This window comes from Mesorhizobium sp. NPDC059054, assembly GCF_042739215.1.
In the GTDB taxonomy this organism is placed as follows: Bacteria; Pseudomonadota; Alphaproteobacteria; order Rhizobiales; family Rhizobiaceae; genus Mesorhizobium.
Genome location: NZ_JBHYHV010000001.1, coordinates 1,199,657 through 1,225,291, shown reverse-complemented (window position 1 = coordinate 1,225,291; position 25,635 = coordinate 1,199,657). Strand labels below are relative to the sequence as shown.

The window sequence follows — 25,635 nt, the reverse complement described above, 5'->3', positions numbered from 1 at the left end:
GACGACGGTGTGAAATGGTTGCCATGTTGCATTGCACAAAACGCATTGCTGCCATGCGTCAATCGCACTTTTAAATCGATATGGGTCCACCTATTTTAGCACCGTACAGAAAAGATGAACGAACGAACAAAGACGTAAACGAGCAAATATCATGAACCTGATCCGCAACTACCGCAACTGGCGCCGCTACCGGGACACCGTCTCCGAGCTGAGCCGCCTGAGCAACCGTGAGCTGAGCGATATCGGCATCAGCCGCAGCGACATCGCCTACGTGGCCCGCAAGGCTGCGTAACCAATCGGGCCGAGCCCGGCCCGAACCGAATTGAGAGACAAGACAATGAACCTGATCCGCAACTACCGTAATTGGCGCGCTTATCGCGACACGGTTGAACAGCTGGGTCGCCTGTCGAACCGCCAGTTGGAAGACATTGGCCTGTTCCGCATGGAGATCAAGCAGGCTGCTCGCAAGGCAAGCTAAGTAATTTCGCCAGGGTCTACCTCCTCCCAGACCCTGACGGATACGGTCACCCCTTACCTCCTCCCAAGGGTTGACCACCGAAACGGCGCCCGCCGCACTCCTCCTCCCAGCGGCGGGCGTTGTTTCCGAAAAGAGTTTCGCCCTCTCCAATTGGCGAAAGGAATTTTGTCAGAGCCGACCTCCTCCCCGGCGATGACGAATAGGTCGGCCCTCTCCTCCTCCCTGAGGCCGACCACCGAAACGGTGCCCGCCGCACTCCTCCCAGCGGCGGGCATTGTTTCCGAAAGAGAGTTTCGCCCTCTCCAATCTGGCGAAAGGAATTTCGTCGAAGCCCACCTCCTCCCGGGCAACGACGAATAAGACCGGCCTCCTCCTCCTCCCTGAGGTCGGTCACCAAAACGACACCCGCCGGACCTCCTCCCCCGGCGGGTGTTGTGTTTTTCAACTCCATCGAAGCCTATGGGACCCAACCGCCATTGCGACAATTGCATTCGCACGGCTGAAGGATTATTGCGGGCCGCATGAGCAAGAACCCCATTCACATCATTGGCGGTGGTCTCGCCGGTTCGGAAGCCGCCTGGCAGGCTGCCGAGGCAGGCGTGCCGGTGATCCTGCACGAAATGCGTCCGGTACGCGGCACCGATGCACACAAGACCCAGGATCTCGCCGAACTGGTGTGTTCGAACTCCTTCCGATCCGATGACGCGGAATCCAATGCTGTAGGACTGCTGCACGCCGAAATGCGGCTGGCCGGCTCACTGATCATGGCTTCGGGCGACGCCAACCAGGTTCCGGCCGGCGGTGCACTTGCCGTCGACCGCGATGGTTTTTCGGCTGCGGTGACCGCCAGGCTCGTGGCACACCCGCTCATCACCGTCCAGCGCGAGGAAGTGACTGGCCTGCCGCCCGCGGAATGGGGTCAGGCCATTGTCGCAACAGGACCGTTGACGGCGCCATCGCTCGCGGAGGCGATCGCCGCCGAAACCGGTGCAGATGCGCTGGCCTTCTTCGATGCCATCGCGCCGATCGTGCATTTCGACACGATCAACATGGATGTTGCGTGGTTCCAGTCTCGCTACGACAAGGTCGGCCCTGGCGGCACCGGCAAGGACTACATCAACTGCCCGATGGACAAGGCGCAATACGACGCTTTCGTGCAGGCCCTGATCGAAGGCGGCAAGACAGAATTCAAGCAGTGGGAAGGCACACCCTATTTCGATGGCTGCCTGCCGATCGAGGTAATGGCCGAGCGCGGCGCCGAAACGCTGCGGCATGGGCCGATGAAACCAATGGGCCTGACCAACGCGCATAACCCGACGGTCAAGGCCTATGCCGTGGTGCAGCTGCGGCAGGACAATGCTTTGGGCACGCTCTACAACATGGTCGGTTTCCAGACCAAGCTGAAGCATGGCGAGCAGGTACGCGTCTTCAAGACCATCCCTGGACTTGAGAATGCCGAATTCGCACGGCTCGGCGGACTGCATCGCAACACCTACATCAACTCGCCTACCTTGCTCGATGACTCGCTGCAGCTGAAAAGCCGGCCCGGCCTGCGTTTTGCCGGCCAGATCACCGGCTGCGAAGGTTATGTCGAAAGTGCCGCGATCGGCCTGCTCGCCGGCCGCTTCGCTGCCGCCGAGCGGCTCGGCTTGCCGATCTCACTGCCACCGGCCACCACGGCCTTCGGCGCGCTGCTCAACCACATCACCGGCGGCCACATCACGTCCGACGACGAACCGGGCAAGCGTTCGTTCCAACCGATGAATGTCAATTTCGGCCTGTTTCCGGCGCTGGAGGCTGGCACAAAACTGCGCCCCGACGGTTTCGAAGGCCGTTTCCGGGGAAAAGACAAATCGATTGCCAAGAAGAAGGCAACGACAGCGCGCGCGCTGGCCGACTGCCGTGCATGGCTCGGCCTGCCAGCGCAGGCGCAGGCGGCAGAGTAGCGGATTTACCTTCAGGCCCCGGCAGACTAGTCTGCGTCCCTCGTGGTCGGGGGACCATCATGCTTCGGAAAAGAACTGTCCTTGCTGCCGTCCTTCTGGCGGCTTTCACCGGCTGCACCACAGCACCCGAGGCATTGCAGTCGCTCGGCGACCGAAACTACATGCGCTATGCGACGGGCAAGCCCTATGCACAGATCGCGTCGCAAAGCCAAATGTCCGTCGAAGGCCTGGCAGGCGCGACCATCTACGGGCCGATGATCGGCGAATACCGTCTGGTCGACGGCGATACGGTTTACCGGCACATCGACAATGTCGAATCCACGCGAACGGGTGTGAACGCAGGGCTCTTGATGCAGCGCGAAAGCGTCGGCACGCGCTACCGGCTCGCTTATTTCCGTGTGGGTTCCGACGGTGTCGTCAAGGATTGGGCGACAGGCGCCTTACCAGGCGAGCGGCTGGGCTGCACCTGGTATGCAGGCGGTTTCGTCCAGCAATGCAGCAGCGAAACACAGCGCCTGCAAAGCCTTGCCGTCTACGATTCGCTGGTACGGACGTCCAGCGACATGCCGTTGTCTTCATGGGGCATTCCAATGGTCGGCGTTCAACAGCCGAAGGCCGGCTAACCAGGGCTCGGTAGGAAACCGGCTTGGCGGCTTTCTGCGCTCCGACCTTCTATTCGGCAGCCTCGATCTTCTGACCCGGCAGTCCCGGCTTGCCTGCTTCAGCAGGATTGCGGCGGACATAGGCCGCCTTCAGCGTTTCGGAGGTGTCGCGCGAACCATCATGGCTCCAGCCAGGCGGCATGAACAGATACCGCAGCCGCTGACCGGGTGTCAGACCAGGAGAAAACGCGTCCTTGAACATGCCGATCCATTCATGGAACGCCACCTTGAATGGATTGAAGGTGCCGATGTTCTTGACGATGCCGAAGCGCGGCCGATCCTCTTCCAGTTCCTCGACGAAGGTGCCGAACATGCGGTCCCAGATGATCAGCGTACCGGCATAGTTGGCGTCGAGATAACGCGGATTGGTGGCGTGATGCACACGGTGGTGCGACGGCGTGTTGAAGATGAATTCCACCCAGTTCCACATTTTGCCGATGGTCTCGGTGTGGATCCAGAACTGATAGATGAGGTTGAAGCCGTAGACGAAGGCAATGACAGCCGGATGGAAACCAAGCAGCACCAGTGGCACCTGCAGCACGAACATGCCGGTGAACAGGCCTGTCCAGCTCTGCCTCAGCGCCGTCGAGAGGTTGTAGTGCTGGCTGGAATGGTGGTTGACGTGCTCGGCCCACACCCAGCGGCACCGATGCGCGATGCGGTGATAGACGTAATAGCGCAGATCATCGATCAGGAAAGCGGCGATGCAGGTCCAAACCGACACGCCGAGATCGAAGAAACGGAATTGCCAAACCCACATCAGCGCTGAAAAGGAAACAATGCCGAGCAGGATTCCGGCCGCGACGTTGCCGGTCCCCATCATCAGGCTGGTGAGGGTGTCGCGGGTTTCGAACTCCCCTTTGGCTCGGCCCGTGCGCACCAGCCAGACTTCCAGCAGAATGGCGACGACGAAGAACGGGATGGCGAGCTTGGTGACATCGGGAAACTGATAAATCTCCATCAGGCGGCCTCCTGCCGAACCGACTGCTTGTTTGGATCGAGCGGCTGGAAAACCGCATGCGCCGTGGCGGCGTCAGCGAAGGCGAAGCGCCCGCCCCGCCAGGTGAAATCCCTGAAGCGCAGCGTCAGCACATTGTTGCTGTCGAGCTTGACTAATTCGATCTCGGCCGGCGTCACAATACGCGTCAAAAAGCGGTCTCCGATGGCATGGACGACACCCGTATGCCCGTCAGCGAGTTCGATGAAAGCCGTATCGCCATTTCCAGTGAGTTGAACCGTGCCCGGCTTGAGATCGGGAAAATCCACAGCAAACCGGTCCAGGGCCTGCCTGGCATCAGCCAGCCGCGTGGTGCGGCTGCCACCGGTGAAATGCACGGCCGCAACCGCCATCGAAATGCCGACGACGACCATCACCACGAGAACCGGCAAGCTGATCAAAGGCGCTCCTCCGGGCGAACGCCTCCCCGCGCCCAAACCCCGGCTTGAAAGCTATCATGATTGACGTTTACGTCAAAGAAAATCGACGCGAAAACGCGGCGACCAGCAGCACCATAGCCTTTCGCTGCTGTGGGCTCGAGAAAGCGCGCTCAGATCCAGCCACGGCCGGCCTGGCGCAACAACAGCCAATGCCGTTTCAGAGCCGAAAGCCGCACGTTCCCGGAAAGCAGTGCTGCCGCATCGCGACGGCTCATCGAAGCCAGATAGGCTTTCGTCAGTGCCAGCGGCAGAAAAGCCGGACGCAAGGAGGCCGGCAATACCGCCGCCCCACGTTCGAAGGCAGCAAGGTGCTCCTGCGCCAGGGCAATCATCGCCGTTGCGGCTCGTCCGGCCGCCGGACCACCGTCGCCGGCCAGGAATTCCGGCGGCGAAGTACCCACCGCGGTCAGAATATCTGCGGGCACATAGCACTGTCCCCTAGCCCGGTGCAGCGGTAGCAGAAGCAGCAAACCGGCGATCGCCTGTGCACAACCCGCATGGCCGGCAAGTTCGGCAAAGCGCGGCGCCTGCCCCGGGTCGAGCACGAGAGCGGCCAGTTGGATCAATGCCGACGCCGTCTCGCCGCAATAACCTTCGAGATCGGTGCGAGACGGCATGGGGTCGTCATAGAGATCGAAGGTGCGTGCTTCGAGATAGTTATCGAAGGCTTGCCTGGGCAGGTTGTATTGGCGGATCGCCGCCGTCAGCGCCTCCGCAAGTGGATTGCCCGCGCCGGCATCCGGCGCGTCCGACGCAATGACGTCCCGCCACCATTGCAGGCGGACCTCACCTGGCAATGCCTCGCGGATGCGATCGCGCACGCTGGCGATTTCAGCATTGAAGGCATAGAGCGCCAGAAGCGCATCGCGCTTGTCGGCGGGCGCGTAGAGTGCGGAAAGATAGCGGTCATGGTCGGCGGCTCGCACCGTATCCATGACGGTCCCGTGGGTGTCGCTCACGGTCAGTCGACCGCTATGAAGGCAGCGGCGACGGCGCGGTCTTCGGCTAGCAGCACATTATAAGTGCGGACGGCGGCCCCGGTTGACATCGGGTCGGCCGAAATCCCGGCCTCCCTGAGCGCAGCTTTCAGCGCCACCGGCAGCGGCCGCAAATCCTTGCCCATGCCAACCAACAGGATTTCAATATTGGCGGCTTCGGCCAACACCTTGTCGAAATCCGCCGCCATCAAGGCGGCGGGATTGGTCGGCTGCCAGCCGTGGATACCGGATGGAAGGCAGAGCAGCGAGCCGCGATGCGACATGTCGGCGAAGCGAAAGCCGCCATTGCCGTAGGCCTCGATCGCCGCGCGGCCTGGAAAATGCGCCTCGCGGATAATGATGCCTTTGCCGCCGAAGAGGCCTTTCGCCACAGGTCCTAATCCGTCAAGTCGTGATCGCTTTGCCGTTCACTGGCTTCTCTCCGGAAGCATCAGGAGCCTGACGCAACTTGAAGAGGATGAGCAACGGCGCGGCGATGAAGATCGACGAATAGGTGCCGAACACGACGCCGAACAGCATTGCCAACGTGAACGACCGGATCACCTCGCCACCGAACAGCACCAGCGCCAGCAAGGCCAGAATGGTGGTGACCGCCGTCAGCGTCGTTCTGGACAGCGTCTCGTTGATCGCTGTGTTCAGAATCTGCGGCATCGGCGTCTTCTTGTATTTTCGCAGATCCTCACGGACGCGGTCATAGACGACAATCGTATCGTTCAGTGAATAGCCGATGATGGTCAGAATCGCGGCGATCGACGACTGGTTGAACTCAATGCCTGTTACACAGAAGAATCCGATCGTCATGACGATATCGTGTACGGTCGCGACGATGGCACCGACGGCGAACTGCCATTCAAAGCGGAACCAGACATAGATCAGGATACCAACCAGCGCGACCAGCATGCCGATCGTGCCCTGCGTGGCGAGTTCGCTCGACACAGTCGGACCGACGACTTCGACACGGCGGAAATCATATTTGTCCTGTAGCTCCGCGCGCACCTTGTCGATGACGCTCTGCTCGGCATTGTCGCCTTCTTCCTGTGCCGCCACACGGATCAGAACATCGGTCGGACTGCCGAACTGCTGGACCTGTACGTCGCCAATGTTGAGTTCCGACAGCTTGCCGCGGATATCGGCGATGTCCGCCGGCCCGCTCTTCGACTGCACTTCGATCGTCGAACCGCCCTTGAAGTCGACGCCGTAATTGATGTCGACTGTCATGAACAGCACCACAGACATGATCGACAGCAGCGTGGACAGTGCGAAAGTCCAGCGGCGGACGCCCATGAACGGGATGTTGGTGCCAGGCGGAACAAAGGTCACCGGCGCGCGCGGGAGTTCCTTCGGCTTGGCACGACGCAGCCAGATCGAGACCAGCAGGCGCGTAAAGGTGAAGGCGGTAAAGACAGTGGTCAGGATGCCGATCGCAAAGGTCACGGCGAAGCCCTTCACCGGGCCAGAACCGAGCCAGAACAGCACGATGGTGGCGATGAAAGACGTGACATTGGAATCGACAATGGTCGCCAGTGCCTTGGCGAAACCGGTGTCGATTGCCTGAATGACCGACCGCCCCTGTCGACGTTCCTCGCGAATGCGCTCGTAGATCAGCACGTTGGAATCGACCGCCATGCCGATGGTAAGCACGATACCGGCGATACCCGGCATCGTCAGCGTGGCGCCGAGCAGCGACAGCAACCCGACGATCATGGCGACATGCACAACCAGCGCGATGTTGGCGAGGAAGCCGAGGAAACCATAGGCCACGAACATGAATCCGACGACCAGGATCGAGCCGATGATACCGGCGATCTTGCCGGCCTGGATCGAGTCCTGCCCAAGGCCTGGACCGACGGTGCGTTCTTCGACGACGGTCAGCGTTGCGGGCAGCGCGCCGGCGCGCAGCAGGACCGCGAGGTCATTGGCGCTCTGGGCGGTGAAATTGCCGGAAATCTGGCCCGTGCCACCAAGGATCGGCTCGCGAATCTGCGGTGCCGAAATCACCTGGTTGTCGAGGATGATGGCGAAGAGCTTGCCGACATTCTGCTGGGTCGCCTGGCCGAAGCGGGTAGCGCCCTTGGAATCGAAACGGAACGAGACGACCGGCTCGTTGTTCTGCGAGTTGAACGTCGCCTGCGCGTCGACGAGGTTTTCACCAGAGACGATGACGCGGTTCTCGATCAAATACGGAACCGGCGGATCATCCTTCGAATAGAGCACGCTCGAGCCTGCCGGCGGACGGCCATTGATGGCCTCCTGCACCGGCATCGTCTGATCAACCATCTGGAAGGTCAGCTTGGCGGTCTGGCCGAGGATTTCTTTCAGCCGTTGAGGGTCCTGCAGGCCTGGCACCTGCACCACGATGCGGTCGTCGCCCTGGCGCTGCACGATCGGTTCGGTGGTGCCGAGTTCGTTGACACGGCGGTCAACGACCTCGATCGACTGCGTCAGCGCTGTCGAAGAACGGTATTTAATGCCCGCATCCGTCATGGTGAAGCGCAGCAGACCGGGTTCCGGCTGGTCGTCCGTCCACTCGGTGATGGTGCCACCGCCGAACAGGCCTGACGTTATCGGTGCTGTCAGCCCCTTCAACGCGTTCTTGGCGGCATCCACCTGGGCAACATCGCGGATGCGCACCTGTACGACCCGGCCGGAACCGGACAGACCGGTGTAGCCGATCTTGGCATCGCGCAGCAGTGTCCGGATTTCGTCACGGCTGGCTTCGAGCCGATCCTTGATCAGATCGTTCTGATCGATCTGGAGAAGAATGTGAGAACCACCCTGCAGGTCGAGACCCAGGGTCATCTGCTTCTTCGGCACCCAACTCGGCAGCTTGGCCAAAGTGTCGGCCGGAATAAGATTGGGCGCGGCAAGGACGAACGTGACGGCAACAGCCAGCCAGATCAGGATTGCCTTCCAGCGCGAAAAATAGAGCATGTTCTACGATCCAGTGGGCCGATCCGGCGTGCCGGGCACGCCGCAGCGCTTAGTTCTTGGCGTTCTGGTTGGCAACCGGCTCGCCCTTGACCCGCACGTCGGCGATGGTGCTGCGCAGAGCGGTGACCTTCAGGCCGTTGCCGAGATCAACCTCGAGTTCGTTGTCGTCCACCACCTTGGTAACCTTGCCGACAAAACCGCCGCCGGTGACGACCGTGTCGCCGCGGCGGATCGCGGACAGCATTTCGCCGCGCTTCTTCATCTGCGTACGCTGCGGACGGATGATCAGAAAATACATGATCACGAAAATGAGGACAAACGGCAAAATGCTGATGAAGACATCAGGGGTAGCGCCAACGCCCTGGGCGTATGCCGGTGTCACGAACATCGAAAACTCCTGAGACGTAGAGGAAAGCCGTTATCCGGCCCACGAAATTTGCGCGGAATATAGTCGGTAAAGCCACTATTGCAACCATTCCCCACCCTGCTCCCACCACTGTTGTGCCAGCGTGTCGCTTTGGTCGCACCAATGCTTGCAAAAAGCGGAACCTCATGAGAGAACCGTACGGTACGGTACGCACGCAGATGCGTACATCATCACGATGCCGAGGACGTCCCTTGCCCCAGGAAAACATCGAAGCGCTATCCGAAAAACTCGATCGCCTGATCGAAGCCGTTGCCCGGCTGGCACCGCCACCGCCGCCGAGGACCGACATTGCCGCGGCCGACTGCTTCGTCTGGCAGGCCGATCCCGGCTATCTCGAGCCGATCGCCAAGGTGAACAGGGTCGACATCTCCCTTATCCGTGGCGTCGACCACGTGCGCGACATCCTGTTCGACAACACGGAGCGTTTTGCCTCCGGCTATGCTGCAAACAATGTGCTGCTGTGGGGCGCGCGCGGCATGGGCAAGTCTTCGCTGGTCAAGGCTGTCCATGCTGCGATCAACGCATCCGGCAAACCAGGCGGCCCGCTCAAGCTGATCGAGATCCATCGCGAGGACATCGACACCTTGCCGAAGCTGATGGCGATGCTGAAGATCGCCCCCCATCGTTTCATCCTGTTCTGTGACGACCTTTCCTTCGACCATGACGACACTTCCTACAAGTCGCTCAAGGCAGCGCTGGAAGGTGGCGTCGAAGGCAGGCCGCACAACGTCATCTTCTATGCCACCTCGAACCGCCGTCACCTGTTGCCGCGCGACATGATCGACAATGAGCGCTCGACAGCGATCAATCCGTCAGAGGCGGTAGAAGAAAAAGTGTCGCTGTCAGACCGTTTCGGCCTGTGGCTCGGCTTCCACAAATGCTCGCAGGACGACTATCTCGACATGGTCAACGGCTATGTCACCCATTTCGGATTGGACATCGATGCCGACACGCTGCGTGCGGAGGCACTGGAATGGGCAACGACGCGCGGCAGCCGTTCCGGCCGTGTCGCCTGGCAGTTCACGCAGGATCTGGCCGGCCGCCTCGGCAAGCCGCTCTAACAAGCTGATTCATCGACATAAACCGAAAAAGCCCGCTCCTCGAGGAGCGGGCCAAGCTGCCGGGCCGGACTGGAGGTCGACGACCCGCGATCTTCTTGTTCTTCTATTCGAGGCCCGGCCTACTCGAGGAAGGTTTGCGGATCGACCGGCGACGAATTCTTGCGTACCTCGAAATGCAGCTTCGGCGACTCGGTGGTGCCGCTCATACCGGATCGTGCGATTTCCTGGCCGCGCTTGACCTTCTGGCCGCGCTGCACCTCCAGCGAGGAGGCGTGGCCGTAGACCGTGACAAGGCCATCTTCATGCCGCACCAGCACGGTGTTGCCGAATTCCTTCAACCCGTCGCCGGCATAGATGACGACGCCGTTCTCGGCAGCCTTGACCGGTGTGCCTTCCGGAACCGCGATGTCGATACCACCCGTTCCCGACTTGTAGCCGGAAATGACGCGACCGCGCACCGGCCAGCGCATCTTGCCAATACCGGTGGCATCGGGAGCCTCGGCGGCGTCGCTCTCGGCCTGCTGAATGACCTTCTGGTCCTTCTTCGGCGGTGTATAGGTGGCCAGCGTGGCACTCGGCTTCTCCGGTGCCGGGATTGAAGCCGTGTTGACGGCATCGACCGCAGCCGCGGGCTTGGCGGCAGCCACTGCTGCCGCAGGCGCGGCACCCGCAGCAGGAACCTTCAAGGTCTGGCCGATGCGCAGCAGGCCGTCCTGCATGCCGTTGGCCTGCTTCAGCGCAGTGGTCGAAACACCGGTCTTGCGAGCAATCGAAGACAGTGTGTCGCCCTGCTGGACGGTGTAGCCGCCTGCCCCACCCTTCGGCTGCGCGGCAGCGACTTGGGCTTCCTTGGCCAACTTCGCCTTCGGATCGCTCGCGGCAGCCGAGGTGTCGACCTGAGCTGCAGCCTTGCCTTCCTTGACCTTCGGCTGCTGCGGCAGAACAGCTACCTTTTCCACCGGCGCGTTGCCGGGCAGAGGCACCTTGTCGGCCGGCACATCGTATTTGGTGCCGCGCGACGACTTGGCATCGGCAACGTTCGGATCATTATCCGGCGCGGAAACCGGTGCCTTGTTGGTATAGACATAGGTCGGGATGACCAGCTTCTGACCACTCTTGAGTCCGTCGGCCGAGGCGAGACCATTCGTCTTCATCAGGACGTCAGCCGGCACACCGTAGCGGCGCGAGAGGTTGTAGACGGTCTCGCCCTCACGTGCGGTGATCTGCGTACCGCCGGCCCGCGACCAGCCCTTCACTTCCTCTGCCACGATCTGCGTGCTGGCAATCGTGGAATTCACCGGCGCCTGCAGCTGATTGACGCCGCCAGTTACGGTCTGATCGACCTTGGCGACCTTCGCCGCGCCCTGCGCCATGATCGGTTCAGCGACAGAACGGGCCTTGTTGACAGCCGGCGCAGTCGCTTGCGCTACCGTCGGCAGCGGCTGCGACGAAACCGGCGACAGGCTGGAACGGGTGACCGACGAGCGCGAATAGTTGACATTGGATGCCTGATACTGCGCGTCTCCCGGATAAGGCTGGGAAGCAGCCGGCTTGGTTATGATTGAACGCTGATTGTCGGTCGAGGCCGTCGCCATCGTATCGACACCACCGAAGCGGGCAACCTGGGAACTACACCCAGAAACAGCTCCGATGACCAGCAACATGGCGCAGCCACGCGTCAAATTGCGTTTGTTTGCCTTCAAGGATTTGAACTGCATCGCAACAACCCGCACTTACCCGGTACTCACTGTACCTGATTAAAGCGCGTTAATGTTACTGGTCGGTTAAGCCGTTAGAATCCGTCGAAATTTTTCTTAAAATGTTTGTCCGGATCGGGGCGGTACGTGCACCGGAGATCAAATGAACGCTGCAGCCCCCGGCAAGATCGGCTGGAAACGCACCGTACCGATATCCTCGCGTTCGAAACGGCTGCCCACCTTGATCAACTTGGCCAGCACCTGTTCCCCCTCTTCCGGGCCGATCGGAGCGATCACCGTACCGCCACTGGAGAGTTGGTCGAGCAGAAAACGCGGCAAAGTGTCAAAGGCTGCCCAGACGATGATTCGATCGAATGGCCCTTCATTGACGAGTCCGTTCGAACCATCGGCATGACGCGCGAACACATTGGTAATGCCGAGTGCTTCGAAGCGCTGCTTGGCAAGTTCGATAAGCGACTTGTAGCGATCGACGGTGACAACACGCGCAGCCAACCGCGCCATGGCGGCCGCGGTAAAGCCTGAACCGGTGCCGATCTCCAGCACGCGATTGCCGGGCTCGATGTTCAGCGCGGTAATGACGGCGGCCTGCAGGTCAGCTCCTTCCATCGCCTCGCCGCACTCGATCGGCAACATGCGATCGGTCCAGGCGATGGAATGGAACTGGCCGGAAATGAAAGCCTGGCGTGGCGTCGCTTCGAACGCAGCGATCAGCGGTTTCGGAACGGCACCCTTGCCGCGCAGGCGAAGCAAAAAGGCAGCAAACCCCTCGCGTTCGTCGAAACCACCGGTCATGCAAGCGCCTTCGTCAGTTGGTCGCGGATTTCGTATGCGGTCAGATCAAGGTGGAGCGGCGTTACCGAGACCAGCTTGTTGCGCATGGCATGAAGATCGGTGCCAGCCTTGCCTTCCGCTGGCTCGCGGCCGAAGCGCAGCCAGAAATAAGGCAGACCCCGGCCGTCGCGGCGTTCATCAACCCACAGCGAATGCACCAGCTTGCCTTGCGAAGTCACTACCGTGCCGGAGACTTCCTCTGGCGCGCAGTTCGGAAAATTGACGTTGAGCAGCACGCCTTCCGGCAAGGGCGTAGTAACCAGCTTCTTCAGCAATGCCGGTGCCAGTGCCTCGGTCGTTTCGTAAGGGACGACGCGATCCTCGCCGACATATGAATATGCCTGACTGATGGCGATGGAACGCACACCGAGCAGCGTGCCCTCCATAGCCCCTGCCACCGTGCCCGAATAGGTGACATCGTCGGCAATGTTGGCACCGGAATTGACGCCGGACAGAATGAGGTCCGGCAGTCCGGGCAGGATCTTGCGTGCACCCATGATGACGCAGTCGGTCGGCGTGCCGCGCACCGCATAGTGGCGATCACCGATCTTGCGCAGGCGCAACGGCTCGGAAATGGACAGCGAATGCGCATAGCCGGATTGGTCGGTTTCCGGTGCCACGACCCATACATCGTCCGAAAGCGTTCGGGCGATGCGTTCCAGCGAAGCCAGTCCCTCGGCATGGATGCCGTCGTCGTTGGTCAGAAGAATACGCATTATTTCGATTCGATTCTTTCCAGGCCGCCCATGTAAGGCTTGAGCGCTTCAGGAATGGTTACACTGCCATCCTCGTTCTGATAATTTTCCATGACGGCAATGAGTGCGCGCCCGACAGCAACGCCCGACCCGTTCAACGTATGCACGAAGAGGTTGCCCTTGCCTTCGCGGTCCTTATAGCGGGCGTTCATGCGGCGGGCCTGGAAATCGCCGCAGACCGAGCAGGACGAGATTTCGCGATAAGCGTTCTGCCCGGGTAGCCAGACCTCGATGTCGAAGGTCTTGCGCGCGCCGAAGCCCATGTCGCCGGTGCATAGCGCCACGGTGCGGAACGGCAATTCAAGCCGCTTCAACACTTCCTCGGCGCACTGCGTCATGCGCTGGTGTTCGGTGAACGACGCCTCCTGATCGGTGATCGAGACCAGTTCGACCTTGTAGAACTGGTGCTGGCGCAGCATGCCGCGCGTGTCACGGCCGGCCGAACCGGCTTCCGAGCGGAAGCATGGCGTGAGTGCGGTGAGGCGCAACGGCAGCCTGTCATGCGCGACGATCTCTTCACGCACCAGATTGGTAAGCGGCACTTCAGCCGTCGGGATCAGGCCCAGCCGGCTCTCGCCATGCGGGGTGAAGAAAAGATCCTCTTCGAATTTTGGCAACTGGTTGGTGCCGAAGAGCACTTCGTCGCGCACCAGAAGCGGCGGCTGCACTTCCGTGTAGCCATGCTCGGTCGTATGCAGGTCGAGCATGAACTGGCCGAGCGCGCGCTCGAGCCTTGCCAATTGCCCCTGGAGAATGGTGAAGCGCGAGCCCGACAGCTTGGCAGCGCGCTCGAAATCCATCAGGCCCAGCGCCTCGCCGATCTCGAAGTGCTCCTTGACCCAGTTCGGCCGCGTGGCGACCTTGCCGACCTTGTGTACCTCGACATTGTCGTGCTCGTCCTTGCCGACCGGAACGTCATCCAGCGGCACGTTGGGTATGACAGCCAGGAGACCCTCGAGCGCCTCATCAAGCCGGCGCTCCTCGGCTTCACCACCCTGGATGAAGCTTTTGATCTCGGCGACTTCGGTCTTCAGCTTTTCAGCCAGCTCGGCATCCTTCATGCTGAGCGCCTTGCCGATCTCCTTGGACACGGTATTGCGGCGCTCCTGCGCCTCCTGCAGCCGGCCGAGATGCGCACGACGGGCTTCATCCCTGGCAATGATGTCCTCGACGGTGGACTGCGCATCGGCCTGCGACCACGAGCGCTTCACCAGCGCTTCAACGAGGGCCTGCGGGTTTTCGCGAATCCATCTGATATCGAGCATGTCCATCCATCCTGAAGAGGGAGCCGTGGGGTAACTCTCCTCGGCCCAGGATGCAAGGGTGGGACGGCCTGGCGCGCCCGGAACGGAAAATCAAAATCGAGACTTCGTGCCCCAGGCGGCACCATCATTCGGTCCGCCGCAGGATGCCGAAATTTCGCCAACGAGATACGACTCGCGACCATGGGCCAGAAGACGGTGGCGACCGGAGAGCTGGATCAGGATTGTTGCGCAGGATCCGCAGAAGATTCGGAAGACTGCTCCCCAGTGGAGTCGTCTGCTTCCTGCTTCTCCCGTGCCAGTTTTTCGCGCTGCTGGCTTTTCTCGATCATACGCGCTGTCCAGATCGCGACTTCGTACAGGATGATGGTGGGTAGCGCCAAACCGATCTGGCTGAGCGGATCGGGCGGTGTGAGCACGGCTGCGACGACAAAGGCGATGACGATCGCCCAGCGGCGCTTATCGACCAGCGCTTGCGAGGACAGCATGCCGACGCGCGTCATCAGGCTGGTCACCACCGGCAACTGGAAAACCAGGCCGAAGGAGAAGATCAGCGTCATGATGAGGCTGAGATACTCCGACACCTTGGGCAGCAGCGAAATCTGCACCTCGCTGTCCGTTCCGGCCTGCTGCATGGCGAGGAAAAACCACATCACCATCGGTGTGAAGAAGAAATAGACAAGGGCTGCACCCATCAGGAACAGGATCGGCGAGGCGATCAGGAACGGCAGAAAGGCAGCGCGTTCGTTCTTGTAGAGACCGGGTGCGATGAACTTGTAGATCTGCGTCGCAATCAGCGGAAAAGCGATGACCATGCCGCCGAACATGGCGAGCTTGACCTGCGTGAAGAAAAACTCCTGCGGTGCGGTATAGATCAGCTCGACCTTATGCGGATCGAGCCCGGCCCATTGCGTCGCCCATTTGAATGGGACGACCAGCAGGTTGAACAGCTTCTTGGCAAAGAAGAAGCAGACCAGGAACGCGACAAAGAAACCGCCGATCGACCAGATAAGCCGGCGACGGAGCTCGATCAGATGTTCGATGAGCGGGGCCGACGACTTGTCGATCTCGTCCTTTTCAGAAAGGCTCACTTGGCGGTCCTCGCCGTCTTCTTTGTGGGAGCGGGCGCCTTTGCAGTTGTCGGCTTGGCCGCCGCCTTCTGAGCTGGCGTCGCCTTCGCTACGACCTTGGCCGCAGTTGAGGTTTTGGCGACGGGAGCGGGCTTGGTTGCACCCGGCTTGGCCGATGCCTTTTTGTCGGCTGCCTTGGGTGCCGCTTTTGCAGCAGCAGGCTTGGAAGCAGTTTTCGGCGAAGCATCAGACGCTTTGGCGGCTGGCTTGCGCCTTGCCGGCGCTGCCGGAGTTGCAGACGCAACAGGTTCCACTGCCGGAACGGCTGGCGCTGCCGGCATGCTTTCCGGGCCGTTCACGCCGGGCAGGACGGTAGCGCCGTTCTTCAGTGGCTCCGTCGCCTGCGGTTCACCTGCGGCTGGAGCCGTCGGATCTTCCGCCGGCTTCGGCTTCATCATGTTGTCGACACCAGCGCGCACATCGGCGGCGGCCTGCTCAAACGGATTGAGCTGCTTGCGGATTTGAGCCGCCGGATTGAGACCGCGCAATTCGTCGACCGATTTCTTGACGTCGTCGAGCTCGGCTTCCTTCAGCGCATCGTTGAACTGCTTCTGGAAGTCACCGGCCATGGAACGCAGCTTGGCCACCGTGCGGCCAAAGGTACGCAGCATGTTCGGCAAATCCTTAGGGCCGACGACCACGATCATGACGATCGCAATCACCAGCATCTCGGTCCAGCCGACTTCAAACATGGCTCTGAGTTCCGACTAATGCCTGACGATGTCTCCGGAAAAGCAGCGGCTCAGCTCTTGCCGGCCTTTTCCTTCATCTTCGAGACGGTTTCGTCGGAGCGGTGCTCGACAGTGCGGGAATCGTCGGCTTCGTCGTCAGCCATGCCCTTCTTGAAGCTCTTGATGCCCTTGGCCATGTCACCCATCAGTTCCGGAATCTTGCCCCGGCCGAACACCAGGAGCACGATGACCAGCACGATCAGCCAGTGCCAAATCGAAAACGAACCCATTGTTTATCTCTCTTGAACTGTTTCCCTGCCGCTGATCTATGCGTTTTCGCATCCGGATTCAAACGGAACCGCGACAGCTTCTATCACGTGCGGCCAATTGTCAGCCGGATTTGTTGAGCGCACCCGAAAATACGCCGCTACCAAACAGCGCATGAACGGCTTTCGGTGAGCTGGCCAATCACTCTTCCGTGACGCGCGGCGTCAAAAGGCCAAGCTCTTCGAGATCGATGTCGGTCAACGGATCCTCGTCCTCGGTCAATTCGTCCGGATCGGCAGGGGGCTGCGGCACCGAGAAATTGGCCGGCATGCGGGTGGAAAGCAGCCCTGCCCCCTTCAGCTCCTCGATACCGGGCAGATCGCGGATCTCCTCCAGCGCAAAATGATCGAGGAACTTGTCGGTGGTGCCGTAAGTGACCGGGCGACCCGGTGTCTTGCGGCGACCACGCATCCTGATCCACTCGGTTTCCAGCAGCGTGTCCAGTGTGCCTTTCGAGGTCTCGACACCGCGAATATCCTCGATCTCCGCGCGCGTGACCGGCTGATGGTAGGCGATGATAGCCAGCACTTCGAGGGCTGCGCGCGACAGCTTCTTCTGCTGAACCGAATCCCGGCTCATCAGGAAGGCTAGGTCACCCGCGGTCCGGAAGGCCCAGCTATCGCCAACACGCACAAGGTTCACGCCCCGGCGCGAATAGATGTCCTGCAGCTCCGCCATGGCCGCCGCGACGTTGACGCCGTCAGGCAGGCGCTGGGCAAGTTGCTTCTCGGTCACAGGCTCCGCACTGGCAAAGACGATTGCCTCGGCCATGCGCACGGCCTCGGCCTGATGCAGGCGCTCCGCCGGGTTCTGGTCCTCGTCCTCGTCTTCCACCTTGAAGGGGATGACCGAAGCGTTGCTGCTTTCGCTCATTGCACGACCTCGACTGCCTTCACGCGTTGACGCCCTCGCAAGTAGAGCGGGGCGAACACCTCATCCTGGCGCATTTCCATGCTGCCTTCGCGCACAAGCTCCAATGTCGCCGCGAAGGAGGACGCCATGGCGGTGCGCTTTTCCTCGGGGCTCGCCAGATATTCGATCAGGAAGGAATCCAACGCAGTCCAATCCCCCGATACGCCGATCAGCCGGGCTAGAATGGTACGCGCCTCTTTGAGCGACCACACCCCGCGCTTGGCGATGCGCACAGTGGAGATCGCCTGCCGCTGGCGCTGTCCGGCGTAGGCGGTGAGCAGGTCGTAGAGTGTCGCCGAAAATTCGTTGCGCTTCTCGACGATGACCATTTCGGGCAAGCCGCGCTGGAAAACGTCGCGGCCAAGCCGGTTGCGATTGACCAAGCGTGCGGCTGCGTCGCGCATGGCTTCCAGGCGACGCAGCCGGAATTGCAGCACCGCCGCCATTTCCTCGCCGCTCTCGCCTTCTTCGCCGGGTTGCTTGGGGATGAGCAGCTTGGATTTCAGGAAGGCCAGCCATGCTGCCATTACCAGATAGTCAGCGGCGAGTTCGAGCCGCAGCGCCCTCACCTTCTCGACGAAGGCCAGATATTGCTCCGCCAGCGCCAGGATCGAGATGCGGGCGAGATCGACCTTCTGGTTGCGGGCGAGATGAAGGAGAAGATCAAGCGGCCCTTCGAAACCGGCGACGTCGACGACCAGCTCGGGATCGCCAGTGACACGATCGTCGTCACCCTCGGCCCAGAGGCGGTCCATCGGCGCGGCCTTGCCGGCTTTTTTCTCCGCTAGTTCCGCCACCTTGCCTCTTCTCTCACTCCATGCGGTTACGCGACCGCCTCGAAATAATCCGCGAATTCGGCCCGCAATTCAGCCTCTTCCTTGTCGTCATGCCCCTTGACCGAAGCGAGCGCCCGGTTGGCCCGCTCCAGCGCCTTGCCTTCCAGCGGTTTTGCCCGCGAGGCAATGGCGACCATCTCCTCCATGACGCCATTGCAGTGAAGGACCAGATCGACGCCCGCCGCAAGGATCGAGGCCGCCTTTGTCTGGAAATCCCCAGAAAGTGCCTTCATTGACGTGTCGTCGGACACGAGAAGCCCGTCGAAACCGATCTCGCCGCGGATGATCTCCTCCACGACCTTGCCGGAGGTGGTCGCCGGATTATCCGGATCGACCGCGCTGAAGATGACATGCGCGGTCATCGCGATCGGCAGGTGGTTGAGCGCCTGGAATGGGGCAAAATCATGCTTACGCAGTTCTTTCAACGACGTCGTCACCGTCGGCAGCTCGAAATGCGTGTCGGCGAAGGCCCGACCATGGCCGGGAATGTGCTTCATGACCGGGATGACGCCGCCTGACATCAGACCTTCAGCAGCGGCACGGCCGAGTGCGGTGACGATCGACGGGTCCTTGGCGTATGCGCGCGCGCCGATCACGTCATTGGCTCCCTCCACCGGAACGTCGAGAACCGGCAGACAGTCGGCTGTGATGCCGTAGCGCAGCAGGTCGAAGGCGTGCAGGCGAGCAAGCAGCCAGGCGGCACGCAAGCCGATCTCTTCGTCGTCGCGGTAAAGCGCGCCAAACGCCGCTCCGGCCGGATAGTTCGGTGCCAGAGGAGGCCGCAGCCGCTGAACACGCCCGCCTTCCTGGTCAATGAAGACCGGCGCTTCCGGGCGGCCGATGCAATCGCGTATCTCGGCGACGAGATCGCGGATCTGCTCCGGCTCGGAAATGTTGCGGGCAAAGAGGATGAAACCCCACGGGCATTCGCCCCGGTAGAAGCTTTTCTCCTCGCGAGAGAGCGATGTTCCGGCGCAGCCGAGGATGAGGGTCTGTGATTCGGTCATGGCCCGAGCTTAGAGCTTTCGCAAGCTCAAGGGAATCTGGGAGCGAACAGAGGCGAACGTCTCCGGTTGCAATCCAGGCGATACTCGGTCTGACATAGGATGCTGGCACACCAACATCCAAGGCCCGAAAAATGCTTCTGATCATCGGCACCGTTCGCTTGCCGCCCGAAAAATTGGCCGAAGCGCGCCCGGCAATGGAGCGCATGATCGTCGCCAGCCGCGCCGAAACCGGTTGCCTTGAATATTCCTACGCGGAGGACGTGCTGATCGCCGGGCGTATCCACGTCAAGGAGATCTGGCGCGACCAGCCCTCGCTCGACGCGCATTTCGCTTCCGACCACATCATGGCCTGGCGCGCTACCTGGCCGGAACTCGGCATCACCGACCGTGATCTTCGCGTCTACGAGATCGGCGAAGCACGGGCGACGTAACGACAGACGATCGTCTGGCCCGATAGAAGACGCGCCGAGCCCGATTGGCATACTGGTCTTGTGCCACGTAGATGATGCCAGTCCAGAACCAGACGATGATGAAAAACGATCTCGCCCGACCCACCATCATGCTGTCGGCCGGCATGGCATTGTCCGGCACAGCAGGGCTGTTCTCGATCATGTCAGGCCAACCGACGTTCAACGTTGTTTTCTTCCGCTGCCTGTTCGGCGCGCTCGTGTTGTTTGCCTGGGTGTGCCTGCGCGGTGGTTATGGCGACTATCTCCGCATCGCCAGGCGCCAATGGCCGCTTATCCTGATCAGCGGGTTGTGCCTCGTCATCAACTGGCTAGCTCTGTTTGAAGCCTTCAATCGCACCTCGATCGGCTTTGCGACGATCATCTATCACCTTCAACCCTTCTGGATCGTGCTGATCGCGGGTCTGTTTCTTGGGGAAAGACTGTCGCGCGACAAGCTTGGCTGGATCGCGGTTGCCTTCACGGGCCTCGTGCTGACCATCCTGCCCAAGATCGGCGCCATGCAGACGGACCGGAACTGGCTGATTGGCGTCGGCCTGGCGGTGGTCGCTTCCCTATTCTACGCGGCGACGACTCTGACCACCCGCGCCGTCAAATCGGTAAAGCCGGATGTGCTGAGCACGCTGCATTGCACGATCGGCCTCGTCGCCTTTGCCCCGTTTATGGGGACCGCAACGCTGACCGGCGGCCTGCCGATGTGGGGATGGCTGGCAGGCCTCGGCCTCGTCCATACAGGCATCGTGTACGTTCTGCTCTATTCCGCGTATCCGAAGCTACCGACCCCGGTTATCGCGGCTGGCGCCTTCTTCAACCCTGCCGCCGCGTTGATCACGGATCTCGTCGTGTTCGGGCGCTCGATCACACTCACCCAAGGCGCCGGGCTGGTCCTCATCCTGCTGGCCGGATTGGCGATCAATCTCGGCTGGCCACTGCTGTCTGGTTCCATGGCACGGAGCCGAAACTGACGATTTCCGCCGTCATGCACCTTGCTTGTAGCGAACAGGGTTATCAGGCTCAGCTTCGAAGATTTCAGCGCTGCGGGAAACAAGTGCCTCCAACGCGTCGGCGTTGAGGTCCGAAAACCGGTCGAAGCTGAAATTGTTGCGTCCGACGCGAAACGCGCCGAGCCTATCGGCGTAAAGCGTGGTGATCGGGTGTCCGTCGACGGTGACCGCGCAGTAGAGACTGATGTAGTTCTTCTGCAGCGCCAGCCCGATCACCGGCCAAGGCGTCTGTTTTCCGCTCCTGATCGCATAGAGGAACTGGCCGTAGCCGATCATCTTCATGCGCATGCCGGCCTGACCGGCCGGCGTGCCTTCATGAAAATATCGGCGAAGGCCTGGAGCTGCACGACGGATCAACCCATCAATCGCTTCGAGTTCGTCCCTGCGTTGAGGGTCGAACTCGAAGTAACTGTCCAGACTATCCGCGCGAACCTGAAACATGATCCGGTTTCATGCCGGCTGCAGTTGCTGCCTCGGCTGCGGTGGGAATGCCAGTGCAATGGCCACGGCACCCAGGCCGACGATCGCCGAGCCGATGAACAGCCAAGCGTAACTCGCATAGGCGTCATATACCCAGCCGCCGGCCAGCGGACCGAAAGCCATGCCGATGCAGGAGAGCATGGTGGCTGCGCCGAAGACGGTGCCAAGGATACGCGGGCCGAAGTAGTCGCGCGCCAGCACGGCATAAAGCGGCATGACGCCGCCATAGGTGCCACCGAAGATCACCGCAAGGGCGTAAAACTCACCCAACTTGCTGACCATCAGATAGGCAGCGATCACAACCGACTGGATGAGCAAGCCGGCAATCAGGACCGGCTTCACACCCAGCCGGTCGCCAAGGATGCCGAACACGACGCGACCGCCGAGACCGGCCAGACCTTCGACGCTGTAGATGGATACGGCTGCCATCGGGGCGACGCCGCAAGCCATGGCATAGCTGACCATGTGGAAGATCGGGCCGGAGTGAGCCATGCAGCAAGCAAAAAAGGTCAGCCCCAGGACCAGGAACTGCATGGACTTGAAGGCCTGGCCAACGGTCATGCCGTCACCGGCGATGTTCGCGCCCTCGCCATCGGAGACAAGGCTATCCGGCGCGCGCCGTACCAGAAGGGCCGCCGGGATGAGCAGCACCCAGGACATCACGCCGATATAGAACATGGCGGTGCGCCAATCATAGGCGGTGATCAGCCAGCGCGCGAAGGGCGAAATCGTCATCGGCGCCACGCCCATGCCGGCGGAGACCAGCGAAACCGCCAGGCTGCGATGCTTGTCGAACCAGGCCGTGGTGGCGACGATCATCGGCGCAAAGAAGGCGCTCGCCGCCAATCCGACCAGCACGCCGTAGATAGCCTGGAAGATCAGCAACGAATGGACCTGGCTTGCCAACACCAGCGCCAGCCCGAGCAGCACCGCGCCGATCAGCACCACAATGCGCGGTCCGAAGCGATCGGTGGCCGCCCCCCACATGAAGCCACCAACGCCCATGACCAGGAAATTCAGCGTCATCGCGCTGGAAATGCCGGCCCGCGACCAATTGGTGTCGACCGAGATCGGTTCAAGGAAAATTGCGAGGGAAAACATCGCACCCAGCGCAACACAGGTCATCAACGCACCCGCGGCGACGATCACCCAACGATAAGAAGTAGCCATATCCGTCCGCCTCCCAAAAGCAGGAAACTGCCGAAGGCGTGCCGACCACCGGCCCGCCGTCATCAAAATGACGTTTCGAGACGGTGGCCACCGACATTATTGGATGCGGTTTTCTTTTCGAAAGCAAAGACAACTGCCATGACCTGACAGCGGATTGCCCGTTGCAGCGCTAGTGGCTGCTTGACAGCTTCATCATGACGAGGCCGCTGACGATGAGGACTGCGGCCAGCACGCGCATCGGCGTCATCGCTTCGCCGAGCACCATCACGCCAACGGCAAAGGCTCCTACCGCCCCAATGCCGGTCCAGATCGTGTAAGCAGTGCCGAGCGGCAACGTCTTCATGGCAACCGACAGCAGCCCGAAGCTGGCGATCATCATGACGATGGTGATGATTGTAGGCGTGAGCAAAGTGAAACCTTCCGACTTCTTCATCGAGAAGGCCCAGACGACTTCCAACAATCCAGCGATAACGAGATAAACCCAGGCCATGACGACCCTCCTTTGGAGAGCCGGGCCGTCCCGGACATTCTTTCCCGATGTGGGGAGGTCGTCCTCTGTCCGGCAATTTAGGTTTTTTACGTATGGGAGCAAGAGCTTGGTGCGCATGGCTGCCATGCGCGCCATGCCAAAGTGCGTTGCCCGAGGATGTACGGGGTGCTAAATGCCGCTCTTCGCGACCCTCCATTGGAGCACCGGCATGGGGGCCTTACCGCAGTCAGACAGATAGGCCGCAACGACGCTTTCGTTGTTGCGGCGCGCTGTCCACTCTCATCCAATCGACTGGACTGACCGACAGACGCCGCTCGAATTCTTTTTGAGTGGACCCTTTGTCATGTCTAGAAAAAATCCCGTTTGGGCCCAGGGCCTGCCGGCGGCATTGCTGCTGATGGCCCCTTTCGACCTTCTCGCCTCGCTGGCGATGGACATCTACCTGCCCGTTGTGCCGGCGATGCCCGAAAAGCTCGGCACCAGCCCTGCCCTCATCCAGCTCACGCTCAGCCTCTACATGATCCTGCTGGGCGCCGGCCAGATCGTATTCGGGCCGCTGTCCGACCGCATCGGCCGCCGGCCAATCTTGCTTGGTGGCGCCATGCTGTTCGCGGCTGCCTCCTTCGGCCTCGCCGCATCGACGAACGGGCCGACTTTCCTCGGCTTGCGCCTGCTGCAGGCCGTGGGGGCATCGGCGGCGCTTGTCGCCACCTTCGCCACGGTGCGCGATGTCTATGCCGAGCGGCCAGAGGGCGCCGTCATCTACAGCCTGTTCAGCGCCATGCTGGCCTTCGTGCCAGCACTTGGGCCGATCCTGGGTGCGTTGATCGCCGACCAGGGCGGTTGGCGTGCCGTCTTCGCGGCACTGGGCCTGCTGGCGATGCCGGCACTCGTCAACGCCTCGATGCGGTGGCATGAAACCCGACCGGCAACCGCCAGAGCAAGCCATCCGGCCATCTTGCCCATACTGCTCAGCAGGGCATTCTGGACCTATACGCTGGCGTTCAGTGCGGCGATGGGAAGCTTCTTCGTGTTCTTCTCGACGGCACCACGTGTGTTGATCGGCCAGGCTGGCTATTCGGAACTGGTCTTCAGCCTCGCATTCGGTACCGTGGCCGGGGTCATGATTGTGACGACACGCTTCGCCAAGCGCTTCGTGGCCCGATGGAGTACCCGTGGCTGTGCGAAACGTGGCATGGTGCTGCTGCTGCTTGCGGCGGCGCTCCTTAGCCTCGGGCAAACACTCGGAGAACCGTCCTTCGTCACCTTCATCCTGCCGATGTGGGTGGCAGCTGCCGGCATCGTGTTCACCGGCACGGTTACGGCAAATGGCGCGCTGGCCGATTTCGGCGATCGCGCAGGCACAGCCGTGGCTCTCTATTTCTGCATAGAAAGCCTGATCGTCGGCGTTGCCGGCACATTGGCGGTGTTGGCATTCAACGGCGACACTGCCTGGCCATTGGTCGCGTACATGGCCGTCATGGCGACCGTCGTGCTGGCGGCGCTGACGTTGGATCGGCAGCATTCACGCTGACGGCCCTCTCCCGCGCGGCACCGCCGCGCGGGAGAGTTGTTACTTCCTGCCTTGCGGATAGATCGTTTCGCCGCGCTTCAGCATCGCGACGAAATCCGCGATCTTTTTCCTTCGGCCGGCTTCCGTCTTCATGTTGTGGATGCGGAAGACGAGTGCGAAGCGGTTCTGCGAACTCAACCTGGCGAACATCGCGCCCGCCGCCGGCTCGGCATCGATGGCGGCCTGGAGATCTTCCGGAACCGTCATGTCCTTGCTGCCCTTGTAAGCCTTGGCCCATCGTCCGTCGGCCTTGGCGGCATCCACTTGCCGCAACCCATGCTCGGTCATGCGGCCTTCCTCGATCAGTCGGGCGACATTATCGACATTGATCTGGCTCCAGATGCTTTTCCTGCCGCGCGGCGTATAGCGTTGCAGATAGCTGGTCTTGTCCAACCCCTTGCGGATGGCATCGATCCAGCCCCAGCATAAAACGGCGTCGATGGCTTCAAGCGGCGTGATCGAGGGCAATCCCGAGCCGACCTTGTGGATCTTGATCCAGATTTCCGTCTCGTTGGCATGGTTCAGCGACAGCCAACCATAGAAGCTGTCAGCATCCGGAAATTCTCTGACCTTGGCAGGATCGACCACGACGGATGCCATCAGTGCGCCTTGGCCGAATAAGCGAGTGTCAACGGCGCGGGCAAGGTACTGGCCCTCACGTCGAATATCTCGACAGCTTCGGGCAAGACGGTCAAAAACTCCTCGTCTCGCTCCAGATGCCGGATTTTCTTTGGATCGCTGCCGGCAAAATTCGACATGGACGGGATGTCCTTCCAGAAGGACATGACCATGAAATCGCTTTCGCCTGAACGATCCTGCCGCAACATCTGCACCCCGACGGCATATTTCTTCAGATCCGGCAGGCCTTCGGCATAGAGATAAGCCTCATAATCATCGGCCCGGCTGGCTGTAGTGCTGCCGCGCCACACGCGCACGATCCGTGCCGTCTGGTTTTCCTGCGTCATCGTTTCCTCCGTCGCTTGCGCCCCATGCCCCGGCGCCAGCGTTTTCCGGCGCGCAACGGCCTGTTGCCTGAGCTATATTTCCAGGATACTAATGGCT

Annotated in this window: 29 protein-coding genes; 8 read left to right on the top strand and 21 right to left on the bottom strand. The window is 61.2% G+C overall.

What is annotated here, in order from left to right; translation table 11 throughout:
* Positions 1-151: 151 nt before the first annotated feature.
* The 4 genes from ACFWXH_RS05995 (at position 152) to ACFWXH_RS05980 (ending at position 3,047) form a co-directional block, all read left to right on the top strand.
* Positions 152-292 carry a DUF1127 domain-containing protein gene (locus tag ACFWXH_RS05995; RefSeq protein WP_082407437.1) on the top strand — a complete coding sequence of 47 codons (141 nt, stop codon included), beginning with the start codon at positions 152-154 and terminating at the stop codon, positions 290-292.
* Positions 293-337: 45 nt separating this feature from the next.
* A complete protein-coding gene (locus ACFWXH_RS05990) occupies positions 338-478 on the top strand; it encodes a DUF1127 domain-containing protein (RefSeq protein WP_082407436.1) in 141 nt (46 codons plus the stop codon).
* Between the two features lie 521 nt (positions 479-999).
* On the top strand, positions 1,000-2,424 hold the full coding sequence (gene trmFO / locus ACFWXH_RS05985; RefSeq protein ID WP_379118327.1) for a methylenetetrahydrofolate--tRNA-(uracil(54)-C(5))-methyltransferase (FADH(2)-oxidizing) TrmFO: 1,425 nt from the start codon (positions 1,000-1,002) through the stop codon (positions 2,422-2,424).
* 59 nt (positions 2,425-2,483) lie between these two features.
* Positions 2,484-3,047, top strand: a complete 564-nt coding sequence (locus ACFWXH_RS05980; protein WP_379118325.1) for a hypothetical protein — start codon at positions 2,484-2,486, stop codon at positions 3,045-3,047.
* Between the two features lie 49 nt (positions 3,048-3,096).
* Here the strand turns inward: ACFWXH_RS05980 and ACFWXH_RS05975 are convergent, their stop codons facing one another.
* The 6 genes from ACFWXH_RS05975 to yajC all read right to left on the bottom strand — a co-directional run bounded on the left by ACFWXH_RS05975 (position 3,097) and on the right by yajC (position 8,840).
* On the bottom strand, positions 3,097-4,047 hold the full coding sequence (locus tag ACFWXH_RS05975; protein ID WP_379118323.1) for a sterol desaturase family protein: 951 nt from the start codon (positions 4,045-4,047) through the stop codon (positions 3,097-3,099).
* Entirely contained in the window at positions 4,047-4,484 is a 438-nt protein-coding gene (locus ACFWXH_RS05970) for a hypothetical protein (protein WP_379118321.1), read from the bottom strand. The genes ACFWXH_RS05975 and ACFWXH_RS05970 overlap by 1 nt, the downstream gene beginning before the upstream one ends.
* Positions 4,485-4,633: 149 nt before the next feature.
* On the bottom strand, positions 4,634-5,458 hold the full coding sequence (locus tag ACFWXH_RS05965; protein WP_379118977.1) for a phytoene/squalene synthase family protein: 825 nt from the start codon (positions 5,456-5,458) through the stop codon (positions 4,634-4,636).
* A 26-nt stretch (positions 5,459-5,484) separates the two neighbouring features.
* Positions 5,485-5,892: an Mth938-like domain-containing protein gene (locus ACFWXH_RS05960; protein ID WP_379118318.1), complete on the bottom strand. Its 408-nt coding sequence runs from the start codon at positions 5,890-5,892 to the stop codon at positions 5,485-5,487.
* 13 nt (positions 5,893-5,905) lie between these two features.
* Entirely contained in the window at positions 5,906-8,452 is a 2,547-nt protein-coding gene (gene secDF, locus ACFWXH_RS05955) for a protein translocase subunit SecDF (RefSeq protein ID WP_379118316.1), read from the bottom strand.
* A 49-nt stretch (positions 8,453-8,501) separates the two neighbouring features.
* Positions 8,502-8,840: a preprotein translocase subunit YajC gene (gene yajC, locus ACFWXH_RS05950; protein WP_054311561.1), complete on the bottom strand. Its 339-nt coding sequence runs from the start codon at positions 8,838-8,840 to the stop codon at positions 8,502-8,504.
* A 197-nt stretch (positions 8,841-9,037) separates the two neighbouring features.
* Here yajC and ACFWXH_RS05945 point away from each other — a divergent pair, with 197 nt between their 5' ends.
* Complete coding sequence (locus ACFWXH_RS05945; protein ID WP_379118975.1) at positions 9,038-9,940, top strand: ATP-binding protein; 903 nt, start codon at positions 9,038-9,040, stop codon at positions 9,938-9,940.
* Positions 9,941-10,059: 119 nt separating this feature from the next.
* Here ACFWXH_RS05945 and ACFWXH_RS05940 read toward each other — a convergent pair whose 3' ends face one another.
* From ACFWXH_RS05940 to nagZ, 10 genes are all read right to left on the bottom strand, one after another.
* Positions 10,060-11,658 (bottom strand): peptidoglycan DD-metalloendopeptidase family protein, encoded by a 1,599-nt coding sequence (locus tag ACFWXH_RS05940; RefSeq protein WP_379118314.1) that lies wholly within the window; start codon positions 11,656-11,658, stop codon positions 10,060-10,062.
* A gap of 138 nt (positions 11,659-11,796) precedes the next feature.
* On the bottom strand, positions 11,797-12,450 hold the full coding sequence (locus ACFWXH_RS05935; RefSeq protein ID WP_379118312.1) for a protein-L-isoaspartate(D-aspartate) O-methyltransferase: 654 nt from the start codon (positions 12,448-12,450) through the stop codon (positions 11,797-11,799).
* A complete protein-coding gene (surE, locus tag ACFWXH_RS05930; RefSeq protein ID WP_379118310.1) occupies positions 12,447-13,205 on the bottom strand; it encodes a 5'/3'-nucleotidase SurE in 759 nt (252 codons plus the stop codon). The genes ACFWXH_RS05935 and surE overlap by 4 nt, the downstream gene beginning before the upstream one ends.
* Entirely contained in the window at positions 13,205-14,509 is a 1,305-nt protein-coding gene (serS, locus tag ACFWXH_RS05925; RefSeq protein WP_379118307.1) for a serine--tRNA ligase, read from the bottom strand. The genes surE and serS overlap by 1 nt, the downstream gene beginning before the upstream one ends.
* Before the next feature lie 215 nt (positions 14,510-14,724).
* Positions 14,725-15,597 carry a twin-arginine translocase subunit TatC gene (gene tatC, locus ACFWXH_RS05920; RefSeq protein WP_379118305.1) on the bottom strand — a complete coding sequence of 291 codons (873 nt, stop codon included), beginning with the start codon at positions 15,595-15,597 and terminating at the stop codon, positions 14,725-14,727.
* A complete protein-coding gene (gene tatB / locus ACFWXH_RS05915) occupies positions 15,594-16,328 on the bottom strand; it encodes a Sec-independent protein translocase protein TatB (protein WP_379118303.1) in 735 nt (244 codons plus the stop codon). The genes tatC and tatB overlap by 4 nt, the downstream gene beginning before the upstream one ends.
* Positions 16,329-16,378: 50 nt before the next feature.
* Positions 16,379-16,597 carry a twin-arginine translocase TatA/TatE family subunit gene (locus tag ACFWXH_RS05910; protein ID WP_054311554.1) on the bottom strand — a complete coding sequence of 73 codons (219 nt, stop codon included), beginning with the start codon at positions 16,595-16,597 and terminating at the stop codon, positions 16,379-16,381.
* 178 nt (positions 16,598-16,775) lie between these two features.
* Positions 16,776-17,507 (bottom strand): SMC-Scp complex subunit ScpB, encoded by a 732-nt coding sequence (gene scpB, locus ACFWXH_RS05905; protein ID WP_379118300.1) that lies wholly within the window; start codon positions 17,505-17,507, stop codon positions 16,776-16,778.
* Positions 17,504-18,301, bottom strand: a complete 798-nt coding sequence (locus ACFWXH_RS05900) for a ScpA family protein (RefSeq protein WP_054311598.1) — start codon at positions 18,299-18,301, stop codon at positions 17,504-17,506. The genes scpB and ACFWXH_RS05900 overlap by 4 nt, the downstream gene beginning before the upstream one ends.
* 68 nt (positions 18,302-18,369) lie before the next feature.
* Entirely contained in the window at positions 18,370-19,389 is a 1,020-nt protein-coding gene (nagZ, locus tag ACFWXH_RS05895) for a beta-N-acetylhexosaminidase (protein WP_379118298.1), read from the bottom strand.
* Positions 19,390-19,520: 131 nt separating this feature from the next.
* Here nagZ and ACFWXH_RS05890 point away from each other — a divergent pair, with 131 nt between their 5' ends.
* Together ACFWXH_RS05890 and ACFWXH_RS05885 are read left to right on the top strand one after the other, a co-directional pair.
* On the top strand, positions 19,521-19,820 hold the full coding sequence (locus tag ACFWXH_RS05890; RefSeq protein WP_379118296.1) for a putative quinol monooxygenase: 300 nt from the start codon (positions 19,521-19,523) through the stop codon (positions 19,818-19,820).
* Between the two features lie 95 nt (positions 19,821-19,915).
* Positions 19,916-20,821: a DMT family transporter gene (locus tag ACFWXH_RS05885; protein ID WP_379118294.1), complete on the top strand. Its 906-nt coding sequence runs from the start codon at positions 19,916-19,918 to the stop codon at positions 20,819-20,821.
* A gap of 12 nt (positions 20,822-20,833) precedes the next feature.
* Here ACFWXH_RS05885 and ACFWXH_RS05880 read toward each other — a convergent pair whose 3' ends face one another.
* The 3 genes from ACFWXH_RS05880 to ACFWXH_RS05870 all read right to left on the bottom strand — a co-directional run bounded on the left by ACFWXH_RS05880 (position 20,834) and on the right by ACFWXH_RS05870 (position 23,000).
* Positions 20,834-21,301, bottom strand: a complete 468-nt coding sequence (locus tag ACFWXH_RS05880) for a hypothetical protein (protein ID WP_379118292.1) — start codon at positions 21,299-21,301, stop codon at positions 20,834-20,836.
* A 9-nt stretch (positions 21,302-21,310) separates the two neighbouring features.
* The gene (locus ACFWXH_RS05875; RefSeq protein WP_379118290.1) at positions 21,311-22,510 is read right to left on the bottom strand and encodes an MFS transporter; all 1,200 of its coding nucleotides are present in this window, start codon (positions 22,508-22,510) and stop codon (positions 21,311-21,313) included.
* A 169-nt stretch (positions 22,511-22,679) separates the two neighbouring features.
* Positions 22,680-23,000, bottom strand: coding sequence for a multidrug efflux SMR transporter (locus ACFWXH_RS05870; RefSeq protein ID WP_054311548.1), 321 nt, complete (start codon positions 22,998-23,000; stop codon positions 22,680-22,682).
* Positions 23,001-23,343: 343 nt separating this feature from the next.
* Here ACFWXH_RS05870 and cml point away from each other — a divergent pair, with 343 nt between their 5' ends.
* Entirely contained in the window at positions 23,344-24,534 is a 1,191-nt protein-coding gene (gene cml / locus ACFWXH_RS05865; protein WP_379118288.1) for a CmlA/FloR family chloramphenicol efflux MFS transporter, read from the top strand.
* Positions 24,535-24,573: 39 nt separating this feature from the next.
* Here the strand turns inward: cml and ACFWXH_RS05860 are convergent, their stop codons facing one another.
* Both ACFWXH_RS05860 and ACFWXH_RS05855 read right to left on the bottom strand, forming a co-directional pair.
* Complete coding sequence (locus tag ACFWXH_RS05860) at positions 24,574-25,173, bottom strand: YdeI family protein (protein ID WP_379118286.1); 600 nt, start codon at positions 25,171-25,173, stop codon at positions 24,574-24,576.
* Positions 25,173-25,538 carry a hypothetical protein gene (locus ACFWXH_RS05855; RefSeq protein WP_379118284.1) on the bottom strand — a complete coding sequence of 122 codons (366 nt, stop codon included), beginning with the start codon at positions 25,536-25,538 and terminating at the stop codon, positions 25,173-25,175. The genes ACFWXH_RS05860 and ACFWXH_RS05855 overlap by 1 nt, the downstream gene beginning before the upstream one ends.
* Positions 25,539-25,635 lie beyond the last annotated feature (97 nt).

Coding starts and splice junctions, on each gene's coding strand:
- ACFWXH_RS05875 (WP_379118290.1), bottom strand. CDS start 22,510: ATGGCTACTTCTTATCGTTGGGTGATCGTCGCCGCGGGTGCGTTGATG.
- scpB (WP_379118300.1), bottom strand. CDS start 17,507: ATGAGCGAAAGCAGCAACGCTTCGGTCATCCCCTTCAAGGTGGAAGAC.
- ACFWXH_RS05965 (WP_379118977.1), bottom strand. CDS start 5,458: ATGGATACGGTGCGAGCCGCCGACCATGACCGCTATCTTTCCGCACTC.
- nagZ (WP_379118298.1), bottom strand. CDS start 19,389: ATGACCGAATCACAGACCCTCATCCTCGGCTGCGCCGGAACATCGCTC.
- ACFWXH_RS05940 (WP_379118314.1), bottom strand. CDS start 11,658: ATGCAGTTCAAATCCTTGAAGGCAAACAAACGCAATTTGACGCGTGGC.
- serS (WP_379118307.1), bottom strand. CDS start 14,509: ATGCTCGATATCAGATGGATTCGCGAAAACCCGCAGGCCCTCGTTGAA.
- tatB (WP_379118303.1), bottom strand. CDS start 16,328: ATGTTTGAAGTCGGCTGGACCGAGATGCTGGTGATTGCGATCGTCATG.
- secDF (WP_379118316.1), bottom strand. CDS start 8,452: ATGCTCTATTTTTCGCGCTGGAAGGCAATCCTGATCTGGCTGGCTGTT.
- yajC (WP_054311561.1), bottom strand. CDS start 8,840: ATGTTCGTGACACCGGCATACGCCCAGGGCGTTGGCGCTACCCCTGAT.
- ACFWXH_RS05990 (WP_082407436.1), top strand. CDS start 338: ATGAACCTGATCCGCAACTACCGTAATTGGCGCGCTTATCGCGACACG.
- ACFWXH_RS05855 (WP_379118284.1), bottom strand. CDS start 25,538: ATGACGCAGGAAAACCAGACGGCACGGATCGTGCGCGTGTGGCGCGGC.
- ACFWXH_RS05860 (WP_379118286.1), bottom strand. CDS start 25,173: ATGGCATCCGTCGTGGTCGATCCTGCCAAGGTCAGAGAATTTCCGGAT.
- ACFWXH_RS05885 (WP_379118294.1), top strand. CDS start 19,916: ATGATGAAAAACGATCTCGCCCGACCCACCATCATGCTGTCGGCCGGC.
- ACFWXH_RS05890 (WP_379118296.1), top strand. CDS start 19,521: ATGCTTCTGATCATCGGCACCGTTCGCTTGCCGCCCGAAAAATTGGCC.
- ACFWXH_RS05935 (WP_379118312.1), bottom strand. CDS start 12,450: ATGACCGGTGGTTTCGACGAACGCGAGGGGTTTGCTGCCTTTTTGCTT.
- ACFWXH_RS05975 (WP_379118323.1), bottom strand. CDS start 4,047: ATGGAGATTTATCAGTTTCCCGATGTCACCAAGCTCGCCATCCCGTTC.
- cml (WP_379118288.1), top strand. CDS start 23,344: ATGTCTAGAAAAAATCCCGTTTGGGCCCAGGGCCTGCCGGCGGCATTG.
- trmFO (WP_379118327.1), top strand. CDS start 1,000: ATGAGCAAGAACCCCATTCACATCATTGGCGGTGGTCTCGCCGGTTCG.
- ACFWXH_RS05870 (WP_054311548.1), bottom strand. CDS start 23,000: ATGGCCTGGGTTTATCTCGTTATCGCTGGATTGTTGGAAGTCGTCTGG.
- ACFWXH_RS05945 (WP_379118975.1), top strand. CDS start 9,038: ATGCGTACATCATCACGATGCCGAGGACGTCCCTTGCCCCAGGAAAAC.
- ACFWXH_RS05995 (WP_082407437.1), top strand. CDS start 152: ATGAACCTGATCCGCAACTACCGCAACTGGCGCCGCTACCGGGACACC.
- ACFWXH_RS05880 (WP_379118292.1), bottom strand. CDS start 21,301: ATGTTTCAGGTTCGCGCGGATAGTCTGGACAGTTACTTCGAGTTCGAC.
- surE (WP_379118310.1), bottom strand. CDS start 13,205: ATGCGTATTCTTCTGACCAACGACGACGGCATCCATGCCGAGGGACTG.
- ACFWXH_RS05900 (WP_054311598.1), bottom strand. CDS start 18,301: ATGGACCGCCTCTGGGCCGAGGGTGACGACGATCGTGTCACTGGCGAT.
- ACFWXH_RS05980 (WP_379118325.1), top strand. CDS start 2,484: ATGCTTCGGAAAAGAACTGTCCTTGCTGCCGTCCTTCTGGCGGCTTTC.
- ACFWXH_RS05910 (WP_054311554.1), bottom strand. CDS start 16,597: ATGGGTTCGTTTTCGATTTGGCACTGGCTGATCGTGCTGGTCATCGTG.